At 62.9% G+C, this 17,778-nt stretch carries 5 protein-coding genes; 2 read left to right on the plus strand and 3 right to left on the minus strand.

Translation table 11 applies throughout. The features are described from left to right. The first annotated feature begins 221 nt into the window (after positions 1-221). Both KVG85_RS02555 and KVG85_RS02560 read left to right on the plus strand, forming a co-directional pair. Positions 222-13,220: a non-ribosomal peptide synthetase gene (locus KVG85_RS02555; protein WP_217862897.1), complete on the plus strand. Its 12,999-nt coding sequence runs from the start codon at positions 222-224 to the stop codon at positions 13,218-13,220. Positions 13,221-13,412: 192 nt separating this feature from the next. Next, entirely contained in the window at positions 13,413-14,225 is an 813-nt protein-coding gene (locus KVG85_RS02560) for an alpha/beta fold hydrolase (protein WP_217862898.1), read from the plus strand. Positions 14,226-14,350: 125 nt separating this feature from the next. On the opposite strand, the gene dsbG is transcribed toward KVG85_RS02560, so the two are convergent. From dsbG to dsbD, 3 genes are read right to left on the minus strand one after another with little or no spacing between them, the layout of a single operon-like run. After that, positions 14,351-15,121 (minus strand): thiol:disulfide interchange protein DsbG, encoded by a 771-nt coding sequence (gene dsbG / locus KVG85_RS02565; protein WP_217862899.1) that lies wholly within the window; start codon positions 15,119-15,121, stop codon positions 14,351-14,353. Beyond that, positions 15,097-15,978, minus strand: coding sequence for a TlpA disulfide reductase family protein (locus KVG85_RS02570; protein ID WP_071173088.1), 882 nt, complete (start codon positions 15,976-15,978; stop codon positions 15,097-15,099). Before KVG85_RS02570 ends, dsbG begins: the two co-directional genes overlap by 25 nt. Further along, on the minus strand, positions 15,978-17,711 hold the full coding sequence (gene dsbD / locus KVG85_RS02575) for a protein-disulfide reductase DsbD (RefSeq protein WP_217862900.1): 1,734 nt from the start codon (positions 17,709-17,711) through the stop codon (positions 15,978-15,980). The genes KVG85_RS02570 and dsbD overlap by 1 nt, the downstream gene beginning before the upstream one ends. Between the last annotated feature and the right edge of the window lie 67 nt (positions 17,712-17,778).

Here is a 17,778-nt window from a genome sequence, read left to right on the forward strand (position 1 = left end):
ACACGCCGCCGCACCCCAGCCCCGCTGGACGTCGCGCCTGCCGACTAATTATTTCCCTACTCCATCCGTTCTCATTGGTGAATGGCCCGGGTGCAGATCCCCGGCCTCAGCGCATTCCGATGCCCAGCGTGGTCGGCACAGACCGCGCCCCGCACGCCTCTCGACAGGTGTGACGCAGCCACCCGATTCCACTTGCAAGCCGAATTCAGGCAGGAAACCTCATGACCGACGCGTTCGAACTCCCCAGCACCCTGGTCCATGCCCTCAAGCGTCGCGCGGCCCTGACGCCGGACCGACTGGCCTTGCGTTTTCTCGCCGAAAACCCGGAGCAGGCTGTGGTGCTTAGCTATCGGGAACTGGATCAACGCGCGCGCACCATCGCCGCTGCGTTGCAGGCTCAGGCTGGATTCGGTGAGCGTGCGGTGCTGCTGTTTCCCAGTGGCGCGGATTACGTCGCGGCGTTTTTCGGCTGCCTGTATGCCGGTGTGATTGCGGTGCCGGCCTATCCGCCGGAATCCGCGCGTCGTCATCATCAGGAGCGTTTGCTGTCGATCATCGCCGACGCCGAGCCCACGCTGTTGCTGACCAGCGCCGACCTGCGCGATGCCTTGCAACAAATCGACGGCGCGCCGCCGCTGTTGTGTGTCGACACCCTCGACAGCGCACTGGCTGAACGCTGGATTGAGCCGAGCCTGCCGCCCGAACACATCGCCTTTCTGCAATACACTTCCGGCTCCACCGCGCTGCCCAAGGGCGTGCAGGTCAGCCACGGCAATCTGGTCGCCAACGAACTGCTGATCCGTCACGGTTTCGGCATCGACGTCAACCCGGACGACGTCATCGTCAGCTGGTTGCCGCTGTATCACGACATGGGTTTGATCGGTGGCCTGCTGCAACCGATTTTCAGCGGCGTGCCGTGCATTCTGATGTCGCCGGCCTACTTCCTCGGCCGGCCGTTGCGCTGGCTGGAAGCGATTGCCGAATACGGCGGCACCATCAGCGGCGGCCCGGATTTCGCCTACCGTTTGTGCAGTGAGCGGGTCAGCGAATCGGCCCTTGAGCGCCTCGATCTGAGCCGTTGGCGCGTGGCCTATTCCGGTTCCGAGCCGATCCGTCTCGATACCCTCGAGCGCTTCGCCGAAAAATTCGCTGCTTGCGGTTTCAGCGACAACAGTTTCATGGCCTCGTACGGTCTGGCCGAGGCGACCCTGTTTGTCGCTGGCACACCGCGCGGCACCGGCATCCCGGCGTTGCGTGTGGACGATCAGGCGCTGGCGCAAAACCGCGCCGAGCCGGGCGACGGCAGCGCGGTCATGAGTTGCGGCATCAGCCAGCCTGAGCACGCGGTGCTGATCGTCGAACCCAATACCCTCGAAGAACTCGCCGATAACGCCGTCGGCGAAGTCTGGGCCGCCGGCCCGAGCATCGCCCACGGTTACTGGCGCAACCCCGAAGCCAGCGCCAAGACTTTTGTTCAGCACGCCGGCCGCACCTGGTTGCGCACCGGCGACTTGGGTTTTATCCGTGAGGGCGAACTGTTCGTCACCGGGCGCCTGAAAGATATGCTCATCGTCCGTGGCCACAACCTCTACCCGCAGGACATCGAGCAGACCGTCGAGCGCGAAGTCGAAGTGGTGCGCAAGGGCCGCGTGGCGGCGTTCGCGGTCAACCACAACGGCGAAGAGGGCATTGGCATCGCTGCGGAAATCAGCCGTAGCGTGCAGAAAATCCTTGCGCCAGATGCGCTGATCAAAGCCATTCGCCAAGCCGTGGCCGAGGCGTATCAGGAGGCGCCAAGCGTGGTGGTGCTGCTCAATCCGGGCGCGTTGCCGAAAACCTCCAGCGGCAAACTGCAGCGCTCGGCGTGCCGCAACCGTCTGGCCGATGGCGGTCTCGACAGTTACGCGCTGTTCCCTCCGATCACAGCCGCAACGGAAACCGCGACCAGCAGCACTTCGGATCTTGAGGCGTTGATCGGGCAAATCTGGGCCGAGCAACTCAACGTCAAGCAGGTCAGTGGCGACGACCATTTCTTCCTGCTAGGCGGCAACTCGATCGCCGCCACGCAAGTGGTCGCGCGGGTTCGCGAAGCACTCGGTGTCGAGCTGAGCCTGCGCCTGCTGTTCGAAGCGCCAACCCTCTCCGCTTTCGCCGCCGGCCTGGCGCAGCAGCAACAGACTGGCGGCAGCGCCCAAGATGCAATCAGCACGTTGTCGCGCAGTGAGCCGATGCCGCAGTCGCTGGCACAAAACCGTCTGTGGATCACTTGGCAACTCGATCCACAGAGCAGCGCCTACAACATTCCCGGCGGCCTGCGCCTGCGTGGCGAGCTGGACGAAGATGCCGTGCGCAGCAGCTTCCAGCAACTGATCGAACGCCATGAATCACTGCGCACACGTTTCTTCGAACGCGACGGTGTGGCATTGCAGCAAGTGCTTGCCGCTGCCGAATTCGACCTGCAACTGATCGACATCAGCGACCTGCCAGCGCCCGAGCGTGAAGCCTGTGCCGAGCAGATTCGCGAAGACGAGGCGCGCACTCGGTTCGATCTGGAAAAAGGCCCGTTGCTGGCGGTGACACTGGTGCGTCTCGATGATGAAGAGCATCAGTTGCTGGTGACCCTGCATCACATCATCGCTGACGGCTGGTCGCTGAATATCCTCCTCGACGAATTCTCGCGCCTCTATGCCGCCGCTACCCAAGGTGCAACGGCGACGCTGGCAGCGCTGCCGGTGCAATACGCCGACTACGGCAACTGGCAGCGGCAATGGCTGGCGCAAGGCGAGGGCGAGCGGCAACTGGCGTACTGGAAAGCGCAGTTGGGCGAACAACATCCGCCATTGGAACTGGCTACCGATCACCCGCGCTCGGCCAGACACAACCACAGCGCCGCGCGCCACAGCGTGCGCTTGAGTAGCAAACTCAGCGAGGCGATTCGCCAGACTGCGCAGGCCCACGAAGCCACGCCGTTCATGCTTCTGCTCGCTGCGTTGCAAAGTTTGCTGCACCGCTACAGTGGTCAGCGCGACATTCGCATCGGCGTGCCCAACGCCAACCGTCCGCGCCTGGAAACCCAAAGCCTGATCGGCTTCTTCATCAATACCCAGGTGTTGCGTGCGCAAATCGATTCGCGCCTGACATTTGCCGAGTTGCTGAACCAGACCCGCCAGGCCGCACTCGGCGCCCAGGCCCATCAGGATCTGCCCTTCGAACAACTGCTCGAAGCTTTCCCGCAGGCCCGCGAACAGGGACTGTTCCAGGTCATGTTCAACCATCAGCAGCGCGACCTCAGTGCACTCAAGCGCCTGCCGGGTCTGCTCGCCGAAGAACTGCCGTGGCACAGCCGCGAGGCCAAGTTCGATCTGCAATTGCACAGCGAAGAGGATCGCAACGGCCGCCTGAGCTTGGCGTTCGACTACGCCAGCGAACTGTTCGATGCTGCGACCATCGAGCGCCTGGCCGAGCATTTCCACAATCTGCTCAGCGAGGTCTGCGAACAGCCACAGCAGGCCATCGGCGATCTGCGCTTGCCGACCGCCGCCGAGCAGAATCAGCAGAAGGACTGGAGCGTCGCTCCGTGCACCCCGGCGCAACACTGGCTGCCGGAACTGCTCGAGCAACAATTGCGCAACACCCCGCAACGCACCGCGCTGGTGTGGGACGGCGGTAGTCTGGATTTTGCCGAGCTGCACGCGCAAGCCAACCGCCTCGCCCATTACCTGCGCGACAAAGGCGTTGGCCCGGACGTGTGCGTGGCCATTGCCGCCGAGCGTTCGCCGCAACTGCTGATCGGTCTACTGGCGATCATCAAGGCCGGCGGCGCCTATGTGCCGCTTGATCCGGATTATCCGGCCGAACGCCTCGCCTACATGCTCCGCGACAGCGGCGTCGAACTGCTCCTGACCCAGACGCAATTGCTCGAGCGTTTGCCGGCCAGCGACGGCGTCAGCGTGATCGCCATGGATGCGCTGCACCTGGATAAATGGCCGAGCCAGGCACCGGGCCTGCACCTGCACGGCGACAACCTCGCCTACGTGATTTACACCTCGGGTTCCACCGGGCAACCGAAAGGCGTCGGCAACACCCACGCCGCGCTGGCCGAGCGCCTGCAATGGATGCAGGACAGTTACCGCCTCGACGAAACCGACGTGCTGATGCAAAAAGCGCCGATCAGTTTCGACGTCTCGGTGTGGGAATGCTTCTGGCCGCTGATCACCGGCGCGCGTCTGCTGCTTGCCGCCCCCGGCGAGCACCGCGACCCGCATCGCATCGCGCAACGGGTCCAGCAATACGGCGTGACCACGCTGCACTTCGTTCCGCCGCTGCTGGCGCTGTTCATCGACGAGCCGCTGAGTGCCGAGTGTACGAGCCTGCGCCGGGTGTTTTCCGGCGGTGAAGCCTTGCCCGCCGAGTTGCGCAACCGTGTGCTGACGCAACTGCCGGCGGTGCAGTTACACAACCGCTACGGCCCGACCGAAACCGCGATCAACGTCACCCATTGGCATTGCAGTGCCGCCGATGGCGAGCGCTCGCCGATTGGCCGGCCGCTGGGCAATGTGATCTGCCGCATTCTCGATGCCGATCTCAATCCAGTACCGGCGGGCGTGCCGGGCGAACTGTGCATCAGCGGCATCGGTCTGGCCCGTGGTTATCTCGGCCGGCCGGCGTTGACCGCTGAACGCTTCGTCGTCGACCCACTGGGCGAGCAGGGCGCCCGCTTGTACCGCACCGGCGACCGTGCGCGCTGGTCCTCGGATGGCGTGATCGAATACCTCGGCCGTCTCGATCAGCAGGTCAAACTGCGTGGCTTTCGCGTCGAACCGGAAGAAATCCAGGCGCGACTGCTGGCGCAAAATGGCGTCGCCCAGGCCGTGGTGCTGGTGCGCGAAACCGCTGCCGGTGGACAACTGATCGGCTACTTCACGGCGAGCGATCCGCAGGAAAATGCCGACCAACAAATCGCTCGATTGAACAACGCTTTGGCCGCTGAGCTGCCGGAATACATGGTGCCCGCACAATTGCTGCGCCTTGATGCGATGCCGTTGAGTCCCAGCGGCAAACTCGATCGCCGCGCCTTGCCCGAGCCGCAATGGCAGGTGCGTGAACACGTCGAACCGGTCAGCGAACTGGAGCAACAAATCGCCGCGATCTGGCGCGAAGTGCTGGGTCTGAAGCAGGTTGGCCTGCTTGATGATTTCTTCGCCCTCGGCGGTCACTCGCTACTGGCCACGCAAATCATTTCGCGCACACGTCAGGCCTGTGACGTCGAACTGCCGCTGCGCACATTGTTCGAGCACAGCGAATTGGGCGATTACGCCGAACAGATTCGCCTGATCCAGGTCAGCGGCCGCACCAACCAACAGTTGCCGATCGGCACAGTCGACCGCAGCCAAGCGGTGCCGCTGTCCTATTCGCAGCAGCGCATGTGGTTCCTCTGGCAGATGGAACCGGACAGCCCGGCGTACAACGTCGGCGGCATGGCGCGCTTGCGCGGCGTGCTGCATGTCGAGCATTTCGAGGCGGCGTTGCAGGCGCTGATCCTGCGCCACGAAACCCTGCGCACCACATTCCCAAGTGTCGATGGCGTCGCCCGCCAACAGGTGCATGCCGAGACCGGCGTGCGCATGGGCTGGAAGGATTTCTCCAGCCTGCCGGCAGAAGTCCGGGAGCTACAAGTCCAGCAACTGGCCGATGCAGAAGCGCACCAGCCGTTCAATCTGGAAACCGGACCGCTGCTGCGCGCCTGCCTGGTCAAGACTGCCGAGCACGAGCATTACTTCGTCCTGACCCTGCACCACATCGTCACCGAAGGCTGGGCGATGGACATCTTTGCCCGCGAACTCAGTGCGCTGTATGAAGCGTTCGTCGATGAGCGCGAATCACCGCTCGCGCCGCTGCCGGTGCAATACCTCGACTACAGCGTCTGGCAGCGTCAGTGGCTGGAGTCCGGCGAGCGCCAGCGCCAGCTCGATTACTGGACCGCGCAACTCGGTCGCGAACATCCGCTGCTGGAACTGCCCGGCGACCGTCCGCGTCCACCGGTGCAGAGCCATCAGGGCGAGCTGTTCCGTTTCGATCTGAGCGACGATCTCGCTGCGCGGGTGCGGGCGTTCAATGCGCAAAACGGTCTGACCCTGTTCATGACCATGACCGCCGCGCTCGCCACATTGCTCTACCGCTACAGCGGCCAGACCGACCTGCGCATCGGCGCGCCGGTGGCCAACCGCATCCGCCCGGAAAGCGAAGGGCTGATCGGTGCGTTTCTCAACACCCAGGTGCTGCGTTGCCAGCTCGATGGGCAGATGTCGGTCGGCGAACTGTTCGAGCAGGTGCGCCACACCGTGATCGAAGGCCAGTCCCATCAGGATCTGCCGTTCGATCATCTGGTCGAAGCCTTGCAGCCGCCACGCAGCGCGGCTTACAACCCGCTGTTCCAGGTGATGTGCAACGTGCAGCGCTGGGAATTCCAGCAGAGCCGCACGCTCGCTGGGATGACAGTCGAGTATCTGGCCAACGATGCGCGGGCGACCAAGTTCGATCTCAATCTGGAAGTCACCGACCTCGACCATCGCCTCGGCTGCTGCCTGACTTACAGCACCGATCTGTTCGACGAACCGACCATCGAACGCATGGCCAGGCATTGGCGCAACCTGCTTGAAGCGTTGATCGCTGATCCGCAGCAACGCCTCAGCGAACTGCCGTTGCTCGACAACACCGAGCAACAGCACCTGCTCGACAGCCTTGGCGTCGAGCCGGGCGAACATCGTCTCGACCAGTGCATCCATCATCTGTTTGCCGAACAGGCACTGGCGCGCAAAGACGCGCCGGCGCTGACCTTCGCCGGGCAGACCCTGAGCTACGCCGAACTCGATGCCCGGGCCAATCGTCTGGCCTGGGCGCTGCGTGAGCGCGGCGTCGGCCCGCAAGTGCGGGTCGGTCTGGCGCTGGAGCGTTCGCTGGAAATGGTCATCGGCCTGCTGGCGATTCTCAAGGCTGGCGGCGCCTATGTGCCGCTGGATCCGGAGTACCCGCTCGACCGTCTGCATTACATGATCGAAGACAGCCGCATCGGTCTGCTGCTCAGCGATCGGGCGATGCTCCAGGCCCTGGGTGATTTGCCATCGGGCGTGGCGCGCTGGTGTCTGGAAGACGACAGCCCGGGATTGGCCGACTATCCGGCCAGCGAGTTGCCGTTTATCAGCCTGCCGCAACATCAGGCCTACTTGATTTACACCTCGGGCTCGACCGGCAAACCGAAAGGCGTGGTGGTCTCCCACGGCGAAATTGCCATGCACTGCCAAGCCGTGATCGAACGCTTCGGCATGCGCCCGGACGACTGTGAACTGCATTTCTATTCGATCAACTTCGACGCCGCCACCGAACGTTTGCTGGTGCCGCTGCTCAGCGGTGCGCAGGTGGTGCTGCGGGCGCAAGGGCAGTGGGACGCGGAAGAAATCTGCGGTTTGATTCGCACGCATCGAATCAACGTCCTCGGCTTCACGCCGAGCTACGGCAGCCAGTTGGCGCAGTTCCTTGCCACGCAGAATGACGTCCTGCCGGTGCGCATGATCATCACCGGCGGTGAAGCGCTGACGGGCGAGCATCTACAGCGCATCCGCGCGGCATTCCAACCGGCGCAGTTTTTCAATGCTTACGGCCCGACTGAAACCGTGGTCATGCCGCTGGCCAGTCTGGCGCCGCAGGTACTGGAAGAGGGCGCCGGCAGTGTGCCGATCGGTAGCGTGATCGGGTCGCGAGTCGCCTACATTCTCGACGCCGATCTGGCCTTGGTGCCGCAAGGCGCGACCGGTGAATTGTTTGTCGGCGGCGCCGGTCTGGCCCAGGCCTATCACGACCGTCCGGGCATCAGCGCAGAGCGTTTTGTCGCTGACCCGTTTGCCGCTGATGGCGGGCGCATGTATCGCACCGGCGACCTGGTGCGCCAGCGTGCCGATGGTCTGGTCGAGTATCTGGGCCGGATAGACCATCAAGTAAAAATCCGTGGTTTCCGCATCGAACTGGGCGAAATCGAAACGCGCCTGCTCGATCATCCTTCGGTCCGCGAAGCAGTGGTGCTGGCGCTGGATGCGCCGAGTGGCAAGCAGTTGGTGGGTTACCTCGTTACCGATGTCGCCGGACACGGCGAAGCGCAACAGGCGGAACTGCGCGAAGCGCTCAAGTCGCACCTCAAGGCGCAACTGCCGGACTACATGGTTCCGACCCACCTGATGCTGCTGGCAAGCATGCCGCTGACCGCCAACGGCAAACTCGACCGCCGCGCTTTGCCGGCGCCCGATCCCGAGTTGAATCGTCAGGACTACGTTGCGCCAAGTAACGAGCTGGAGCAGACCCTGGCGCAGATCTGGTGCGATGTGCTTAACGTCAGGCAGGTCGGCCTCAACGATAACTTCTTCGAACTCGGCGGCGACTCGATTCTGTCGATTCAGGTGGTCAGCCGCGCGCGTCAGCAGGGCATTCATTTCAGCCCGCGCGACCTGTTCCAGCATCAGACCGTGCAAACGCTCGCCGCCGTGGCCAGCCGCACCCAGCAAGTGACGGCCGAGCAGGGCCTGGTGGTCGGCGAGTCGCGCCTGACACCGATTCAGCACTGGTTCTTCGATACGGACATTCCCCAGCGTCAGCACTGGAATCAGGCGCTGTTGCTGGAACCGACTGTGCGCCTCGAGCCGCAACGATTGCAGCAAGCTTTGCTGGCCGTGACCGAGCAGCACGATGCGCTGCGTCTGCGTTTCACTGAAACCGATGATGCATGGCAAGCGACGCATCAAGCGCTGACGAATGAGGATGTGCTCAGGCAAGTCGGCGTCGATTCGCTGGATCGGTGCGAATCTCTGTTCGCCGACGCGCAACGCAGTCTGCATCTGCGCAACGGCCCGTTACTGCGCGCGGTGCTGGTCGATGTTGCGGATGTTCAGCAACGCCTGTTCATCGCCATCCACCACTTGGTCGTCGACGGCGTTTCCTGGCGCGTGTTGCTGGATGATCTGCAAACCGCTTATCGCCAACTCGACGCTGCGCAACCGCTGAAACTGCCGGCGAAAACCAGCGCCTTCAAGGACTGGGCCGCGCGTTTGCAGGCTTATGCCGGCAGCGAATCCCTGCGTGAAGAACTCGGTTGGTGGCAAGCGCAACTGGCCGGGCCAAGCGCTGATCTGCCTTGCGAAAACCCGCAGGGCGGCAGGCAGAATCGCCATGCGCAAACCGTCAGCGTACGCCTCGATGCCGAGCGCACCCGACAGTTGCTGCAACAGGCACCGAGCGCTTATCGCACTCAGGTCAACGACCTGCTGCTGACCGCGCTGGCCCGTGTGCTGTGCCGCTGGAGCGGCCAGCCCTCGGCACTGATTCAACTGGAAGGCCACGGTCGCGAAACCCTGTTCGACGAGATCGACCTGACCCGCACCGTCGGTTGGTTCACCAGCGCTTATCCGCTGCGCCTGACTCCGCAAAATATCGAAGAGGCCGCCGGGCAGGGCGCTTCGATCAAGGCGATCAAAGAACAATTGCGCGCCGTTCCGCACAAAGGTCTCGGTTATGGCGTGTTGCGTTATCTGGCCGATGACGGCTGCCGGCAGAGCATGGCCGCGCTGCCGCAGGCGCAGGTCACCTTCAACTACCTCGGCCAGTTCGACCAGAGCTTCGGCAGCGATGCGCTATTCCGTCCGCTGGATGAGCCAATCGGTGCAGCCCACGATCCGCAGGCGCCGTTGCCCAACGAGCTGAGTGTCGACAGTCAGGTTTACGGTGGAGAACTGCTGCTGCGCTGGACTTTCAGTGCCAAGCGTTATGAGGCGCAAACCATTAACGATCTGGCCGACGCCTACCTCGGTGAGTTGCAAAGCCTGATCGCCCATTGTCTGCAAGACGAAGCCGGCGGCCTGACGCCATCGGACTTCCCGCTGGCCAGACTGACTCAGGCGCAACTCGATGCGCTGCCGGTGCCAGCCGCGCACATCGAAGATGTCTACCCGCTGACACCGATGCAGGAAGGCATGCTCCTGCATACCTTGCTCGAGCCGGGCACCGGTCTGTACTACATGCAGGATCGATATCGCATCAACAGCGAGCTCGACCCCGAGCGTTTCGCCCAGGCCTGGCAAGCGGTGGTCGCTCGTCATGAAGCATTGCGCGCTTCGTTCTGCTGGAACGTTGGCGAAGACATGCTGCAAGTGATCCACACGCCGGGGCGCACGCCGATCGAGTATCTGGACTGGAGCGCCGTCGCCGAAACCGAGCAGGAACCACAGCTGCAAGCGCTGCTGAAAAGCGAGCGCGAAGCCGGGTTCGATCTGCTCAATCAGGCGCCGTTCCACCTGCGCCTGATCAAGGTCGGCGCGGCGCGTTACTGGTTCATGATGAGCAACCACCACATCCTCATCGACGCCTGGTGCCGTTCGCTGCTGATGAACGACTTCTTCGAGATCTATACCGCCCTCGGTGAAGGTCGCGAAGCGCAGTTGAGCGTGCCGCCGCGTTATCGCGATTACATCGGCTGGCTGCAACGCCAGAACCTGGCCGAGGCGCGGCAGTGGTGGCGGCAGAATCTGCAAGGCTTCGAGCGCACCACGCCGATCCCGAGCGACCGGCCGTTCCTGCGCGAACACGCTGGTGAAAGCGGCGGCATGATCGTCGGCGACCGCTACACCCGCCTCAATGTCGAGGACGGCGCACGGCTGCGGGAACTGGCGCAGGCACATCAACTGACCGTCAACACTTTCGCCCAGGCTGCGTGGGCTCTGGTTTTGCGGTGCCTGAGCGGCGATCGCGACGTGCTCTTCGGCGTGACTGTGGCCGGGCGGCCGGTGGAGATGCCGGAAATGCAGCGCACCGTCGGCCTGTTCATCAACAGCATCGCCCTGCGCGTGAAGATGCCGGCGGACGATCAGCGCAGCAGTGTGCGTCAATGGCTCAGCGCGTTGCTCGACAGCAACATGCAACTGCGCGAGTACGAATACCTGCCGCTGGTGAATATCCAGGAACAGAGCGAATTGCCCAAAGGCCAGCCGCTGTTCGACAGCCTCTTCGTGTTCGAAAACGCCCCGGTGGAAGTCTCGGTGCTTGATCGTGCACAGAGCCTGAATGCGAGCTCGGATTCCGGCCGCACCCACACCAATTTCCCGCTGACGGCGGTGTGTTACCCGGGCGACGACCTTGGCCTGCATTTGTCGTATGACCAGCGCTACTTCGACGAATCGACGGTCGAGCGCATGCTCAGTGAGTTCAAGCGCCTGCTGCTGGCGCTGGTCGACGGCTTCCATGGCGACATGGCCGATTTGCCGCTGCTGGGCGACGAAGAGCGCGACTTCCTGCTGCACGGTTGCAACCAGAGCGGCCATGACTATCCGCTGGAGCAAAGCTACGTGGCGTTGTTCGAAGCGCAGGTCGCGGCGCATCCGCAGCGCGTTGCCGCCAGTTGCCTTGACGAGCAACTTAGCTACGCCGAGCTGAACCACAACGCCAACCGCCTCGGCCATGCCCTGGTCGCTGCCGGTGTGCGCATGGATCAACCGGTGGCGCTGCTGGCCGAGCGTAATCTCGACCTGCTCGGCATGATCATCGGCAGCTTCAAGGCCGGTGCCGGTTACCTGCCGCTGGACCCGGGTCTGCCGAGCCAGCGCCTGAGCCGCATCATCGAGCTGAGCCGCACGCCGTTGCTGGTGTGCAGCGCAGCCTGCCTTGAGCAGGCGCAGACCTTGCTCGAAGAGTTTGGCTGTTCGAATCGTCCGCGCCTGCTGATATGGGAAGAGGTCCAGGCATCGGTGGCAGCGACGCACAATCTCGGTATTCACAGCGGCCCGGACAATCTCGCTTACGTGATCTATACCTCGGGTTCGACCGGGCTGCCAAAAGGCGTGATGGTCGAGCAGCGCGGCATGCTCAACAATCAGTTGAGCAAACGTCCGTACCTCGACTTGAGCGCGGCCGATGTGATCGCGCAGACCGCCTCGCAAAGCTTCGACATTTCCGTCTGGCAGTTCCTCGCCGCGCCGTTGTTCGGCGCGCGGGTCGACATCGTACCGAATGCGATTGCCCACGATCCGCAAGGTCTGCTGGCACATGTACAGGCGCAGGGCATCACCGTGCTGGAAAGTGTGCCGTCGCTGATTCAGGGCATGCTCGGCTCCGAGCGCCTGAGCCTCGACGGCTTGCGCTGGATGTTGCCGACCGGTGAAGCGATGCCGCCGGAACTGGCCCATCAATGGCTGCTGCGTTACCCGGACATTGGTCTGGTCAATGCTTACGGCCCGGCGGAATGCTCCGATGACGTGGCGTTCTTCCGTGTCGACATGGCGTCGACGCGCGGCAGCTATTTGCCGATTGGCACGCCGACCGACAATAACTTGCTGTTCCTGGTCGATGGCGCGCTGGAACTGGTGCCTTTGGGCGCGGTGGGTGAGTTGTGTGTCGCCGGGACCGGCGTCGGTCGCGGTTATGTCAGCGATCCGCTGCGCACCGCGCCGGTGTTTGTGCCGAATCCGTTCGGCGCGCCGGGCGAACGCCTGTACCGCACCGGTGACCTGGCACGGCGGCGCACCGACGGCGTGCTGGAATACGTCGGCCGGGTCGATCATCAAGTGAAGATTCGCGGTTACCGCATCGAGCTCGGTGAAATCGAAGCGCGCCTGCATGAACAGCCGGAAGTGCGCGAAGCGGCGGTGGGTGTGCAGGAGGGCGTCAACGGCAAGCATCTGGTGGGCTACCTGGTCGCGGCCGATGCAGCGCTCAATCCGGGTGAACGCCTGGAGCGGATCAAGCAGCGCCTGCGCGCCGAACTGCCGGAATACATGGTGCCGCTGCACTGGCTGTGGCTGGAGCAGATGCCACTCAACGCTAACGGCAAACTCGACCGCAAAGCCTTGCCAACGCTGGAGATCGGTCAGTTGCAGAGCGAGGATTATCTGGCCCCGCGCAACGAGCTGGAGCAGACCCTGGTTGATATCTGGGCTGAGGTGCTGAAAGTGGAAAAGGTCGGCGTGCGCGACAATTTCTTCGAACTGGGCGGGCATTCGCTGCTGGCTACGCAAATTGCATCGCGGGTACAAAAAGCCCTGCAACGCAACGTGCCGCTGCGCGCAATGTTCGAATGCAGCACGGTGGAGGAACTGGCCGAATACATTGATGGACTGGCGGCCAGCGACATTACGGAGGAGAAGGTTGATCGGTTGAATGATCTGATGGCGGAGTTGGAGGGGTTGTAGTTCTTCAGCGCCTGGGCCGGCCTCTTCGCGAGCAGGCTCGCTCCCACACGGGATCTGTGGTGTTCACAAATCCCGTGTGGGAGCGAGCCTGCTCGCGAATGGCGTCTGTACATTGCTGTACATTTCCATCCTTGACGATCAACAACCGGCAGCTCAGTCTGCCGGTTCTGTTTTTTCTCGCGGAGGTGGTCGATGCCCTTTTTCACGGTTGACGGACAAGCACTGCACTACATTGATCAAGGCACCGGCCCCGCCGTGTTGCTGGCCGGCAGTTACCTTTGGGACCAGGCGATGTGGGCGCCGCAGATCGCCGCGCTGACCCCGCACTATCGCGTCATTGCCGTGGATCTGTGGGGGCATGGCGAGTCCGGCAAGTTACCCGAAGGCACCACCTCGCTGGACGACATTGCCCGACAGGCGCAGGCCTTGCTTGATCATCTGGACATTGATCGCGTCACCCTCGTCGGACTATCCGTCGGCGGCATGTGGGGCGCGCGTTTGGCACTGTCCGCACCGCAACGTCTCAACGGCCTGGTGCTGATGGACACCTACGTCGGCGTCGAACCGGAACCGACCCGGCAGTATTACTTCTCGCTGTTCAAGCAGATCGAAGACTGCGGCACCATCTCCGAACAACTGCTCGACATCGTCGTGCCGATCTTCTTCCGCCCGGGCATCGACCCGCAGTCGGCGCTGTATCAGGACTTCCGCGCAAAACTGCAGGGCTATTCGCCAGAGCGTCTGCGCGACAGCATCGTGCCTATGGGCCGCATCACGTTTGGCCGCAACGATCTGTTGCCACGCCTGAGCGAGCTGAACCCGGAGACGACACTGGTGCTCTGCGGCGATCAGGACAAACCGCGACCACCCTCGGAAGCCCGGGAAATGGCTGAATTGATCGGTTGCCCGTGCGTGCTGGTACCGGAGGCGGGGCATATCTCCAATCTGGAGAATCCCGGGTTTGTGACTGAGGCACTGCTGGCGTTTCTGGCCGAGCGCAACTGACACACCAAGTGAGCTTCATTCGCGAGCAGGCTCGCTCCCACAGTTAATCGCATTCCTTCAGCATGAATGCAATTTCTGTGGGAGCGAGCCTGCTCGCGAAGGGGCCGGTTCAGGCAAAGGAAAAACTACTTAGGCCCGAGAATCTTCACCAGCTTGTCCGGCGAAGGCGCGCCTTGCTGTTGTTGCAGTTCGCCTTTGTCGTCCAGGTAGAAAATCGCCGGGGTGGCTTGCAGTTCGAGGTCTTCCATCAACTGCATGTTGGCCGCGAGTTTGCTTTGCACGGCGACCGGAATGTCTTTCAAGGCCTTGAGCGCGCTGCCCTTGCCGGCCTTTTCATGATCTTCCAGGGCCTTGGCCGGGTCTTTCGCCGCCAGCAGTGCGGCTGATTTGCCCGGGCTGTCTTCGCGGATGATGCCGACCATGATGTGGCGCAATTGCACTTTGCCGGCCTTGACCCATGGCCGCGCCTGTTCCCAGAACATGTTGCAGTACGGGCAGTTCGGATCGCTGAACAGGTACACCGTGCGCGGTGCATCCTTGTTGCCGTCCTGAATCCAGTTGCTCGCCTCGAACTTGCCCCAGACTTCCTTGGACATCGGCGCGTAGACCAGTTTCTGCAAAGGCTCGCTGCTCAGGTCCTTGCCGTCGGCGTCGTACAGATTACCCACGAGGACGTGTTTGCCGTCCGGGGTCAGGTATAGCGCCATGCCGCGATTCTGGTATTGCGCGGCGTACCCGCGCAGGCCATCGGGGGCGTCGAACTGGCCGACGATTTTCGCGCCCTTGGCTTCGATCTTTTTGATTGCGGCGGGCAGTTCTTCAGCAGCCTGCACCGACGGCAAGTGCAGCAGGGCAGTGCCCAGAGTCAGCGTCAGCAGGTGGCGGAGGCGGGGCATGGCAGTTTCCTTGCAGAGTTGGCCGGGGCAACGGCCTGATTCGGGCTTGAAGGCGAAGTGTCGAAGGTTTCCAGGGCGCGGGCGAGGCTGGCGTTCGACAGTTCACCGAGATGACTGGTCAGCAAGCGACCGTCCGGGCTATAGAACAGCGTAGTCGGTAACGCCATGGAGCCCACGGCCTGACCGAGACGGCCGCGGCGGTCGAACAGCACGTTGTTCAGGCTCAGGCCTTGGGTTTCCAGGAACGTGGCCACGCTTTGCATGCTCTCGGCCTGATTGACGAACAAGAACGTCAGATCAGGGCGCTGTTGCTGGGCGTTTTCCAGCACCGGCATTTCTCGCCGGCACGGCGGGCACCAGGTCGCCCAGAGGTTGATCACCAGCGGGCCGCCCTGATACTCACTGAGCTTGATGGTTTCGCCAGCGGCGTTGCGCAGGGATATATCCGGCAGGCGCGTACCCTGTTCGTAGATATTCAGCGACAGGGTGGCAAGCAGCCAGAACGCCACGCCACTGACCACGCCGAAGCCCAACGGTCGACGCAAAGCGGGCCGGCGCCAGCCGCGATACAACGCCGCCAGCAGCAGCACGATCACTCCGGGCCAAGCGAGGAAACCGCCGTCGCGCAGATCGATGATCTGCCACGGGTCATTGCGATAGTGCGACCAGTACAGCGCGACAAACGCAATGCGCGCCGCGAGCATGCCCAGCAAGAACAGGCTGAACAGCGCTGACTCGGGGTTATCGCCGCCGCGCTTGGCCACTCGCCAGCCGACAAATGTCGCCAGCGCCAGAGCACTGATCAGCAGCAGGTGGTTGAGCGCGATGGCGAAGGTGCCGAGGGTGAACGTCAGCATCAGTTGGCATCTCGGGTGGCGGACCAGCGTTGCAGGAAGGTATCGGCATCGACCTCGCCGGTGATGCGCTGGCTGCGGCGTTCTTCGCCGTCAGCGCCGATCCAGATGAACGTCGGCGGCCCCGGCACTTTATAGCGACTGAGCAGCTCACGGCTCGCAGCGTTGTCGGCGGTCACATCCAGGCGCAGCAGGCGCACATCGCTCAGGGCCTGCATGACCTTGGCCTCACCGAACACCTTCTTCTCCATGACCTTGCACGACACGCACCAGTCGGCGTAGTAATCGAGCAACACCCACTGGCCCTGAGCCTTGGCCGCGTCGAGTTCGCGTTGCAGGGCGGCCGGTTCCTTGATTGTGCTGAAGGCATCGTGACCCGTCGGCGCCGCGCTGGCGACAGGGCCGGCGCTGTAGACCTGTAATGGCTGATACGGATCATCGCTGCCGCCCGCCGCACCGATCACTAACAAGCTGCCCCACAAACCGAGCAGCAAGGACAGGGCGCCAAACATCTGCGCGACGCGGCCAAACCCTGCGGATTGTTTCCAGGCGCTGTAAGCGGCGATCAACAGCAGAGCGCCGCACAGCCCCAGCCACAACGACGGATCCAGTACCGGGCGCAGCATCAACAATGCAGTGGCAAGAAAGAGGAAGCCGAATATGCCCTTGAGCAGATTCATCCACGCGCCGGGTTTTGGCAGGAAACGGTTGCCCACAGTGACCAGCAGCAACAGCGGCACACCGATGCCGATGCCCAGTGCAAACAGAATCAGACCGCCGTGCAACGCGTTACCGCTCTGCGCGATGTATAGCAGCGCGCCCGCCAGTGGCGCGGTCATGCACGGCCCGACCAACAGACCGGACAATGCGCCCAGCACACCGGCGCCGATCAGGCTGCCGCCGCTGCGGCTGCGCGACGCATGTTCAATGCGATCACGCAGGGCCACCGGCAGTTGCAGCTCGAAGAAGCCGAACATCGGCAATGCCAGCACTACGAAAATGGCGGCAAACGCACCGAGCAACCAAGGATTCTGCAACCACGCCTGCAGGTTCGCACCGAGCAGCGCAGCAATCACGCCCATCGCCGCATAGACCAGTGCCATGCAGATCACGTAGCTGCTGGCCAAGGCAAACCCGCGCCGTGGTGTGGCGCCACTGCCGACAATCATCCCGGCGAGAATCGGCAGCATCGGCAGCGAACACGGAGTAAACGCCAACAGCAGGCCGAGTCCGAAGAACACCAGCAGACTCCAGCCCAGCGCCCGTTGTTGCAGACTGCTGGCCAAAGCCTGATCCGGGGCTTCAGCGCCTGTTGTTGCTGCGGCTTTGCCACCCAGGTCAATCACCCGGGTTTGCGGTGGATAGCACAGACCGGCATCGGCGCAGCCCTGATAACTGACCTTGATCTGCCCGCTGGCCGCCGCCGGGATTTTCACTTCCAGGCCTTGGCGATAGACCGGCTGCTCGCCGAAAAACTCATCGCTGTGGGATTCGCCTTCAGGCAACACTGGCTGCTGGTCGGCGGCCAGTCCGTCGAATTTCAGGCGTTTCTGATACAGGTAGTAGCCGTCAGTGATCTGCCAGAACAGCTGGGTTTCGCCCGAGTCCAGACGCTCTGAGGTGAGTACGAATGCCTTGTCGACGGGTAAAAAGTCCGGCTTGGACTCGAACGGATTGTTTCCGGCCTGAGCCAGACCGGAAACCAGTAGAGCAAACAGAAGAAAAAAATGACGCATGGAGGAGCCTTGTCCCTGTGCAAGTGGGGTGCAGGATGGGCGGCGGCGATTAACCGATAATTAACCC

The organism is Pseudomonas triticicola (assembly GCF_019145375.1).
GTDB lineage: Bacteria > Pseudomonadota > Gammaproteobacteria > Pseudomonadales > Pseudomonadaceae > Aquipseudomonas > Aquipseudomonas triticicola.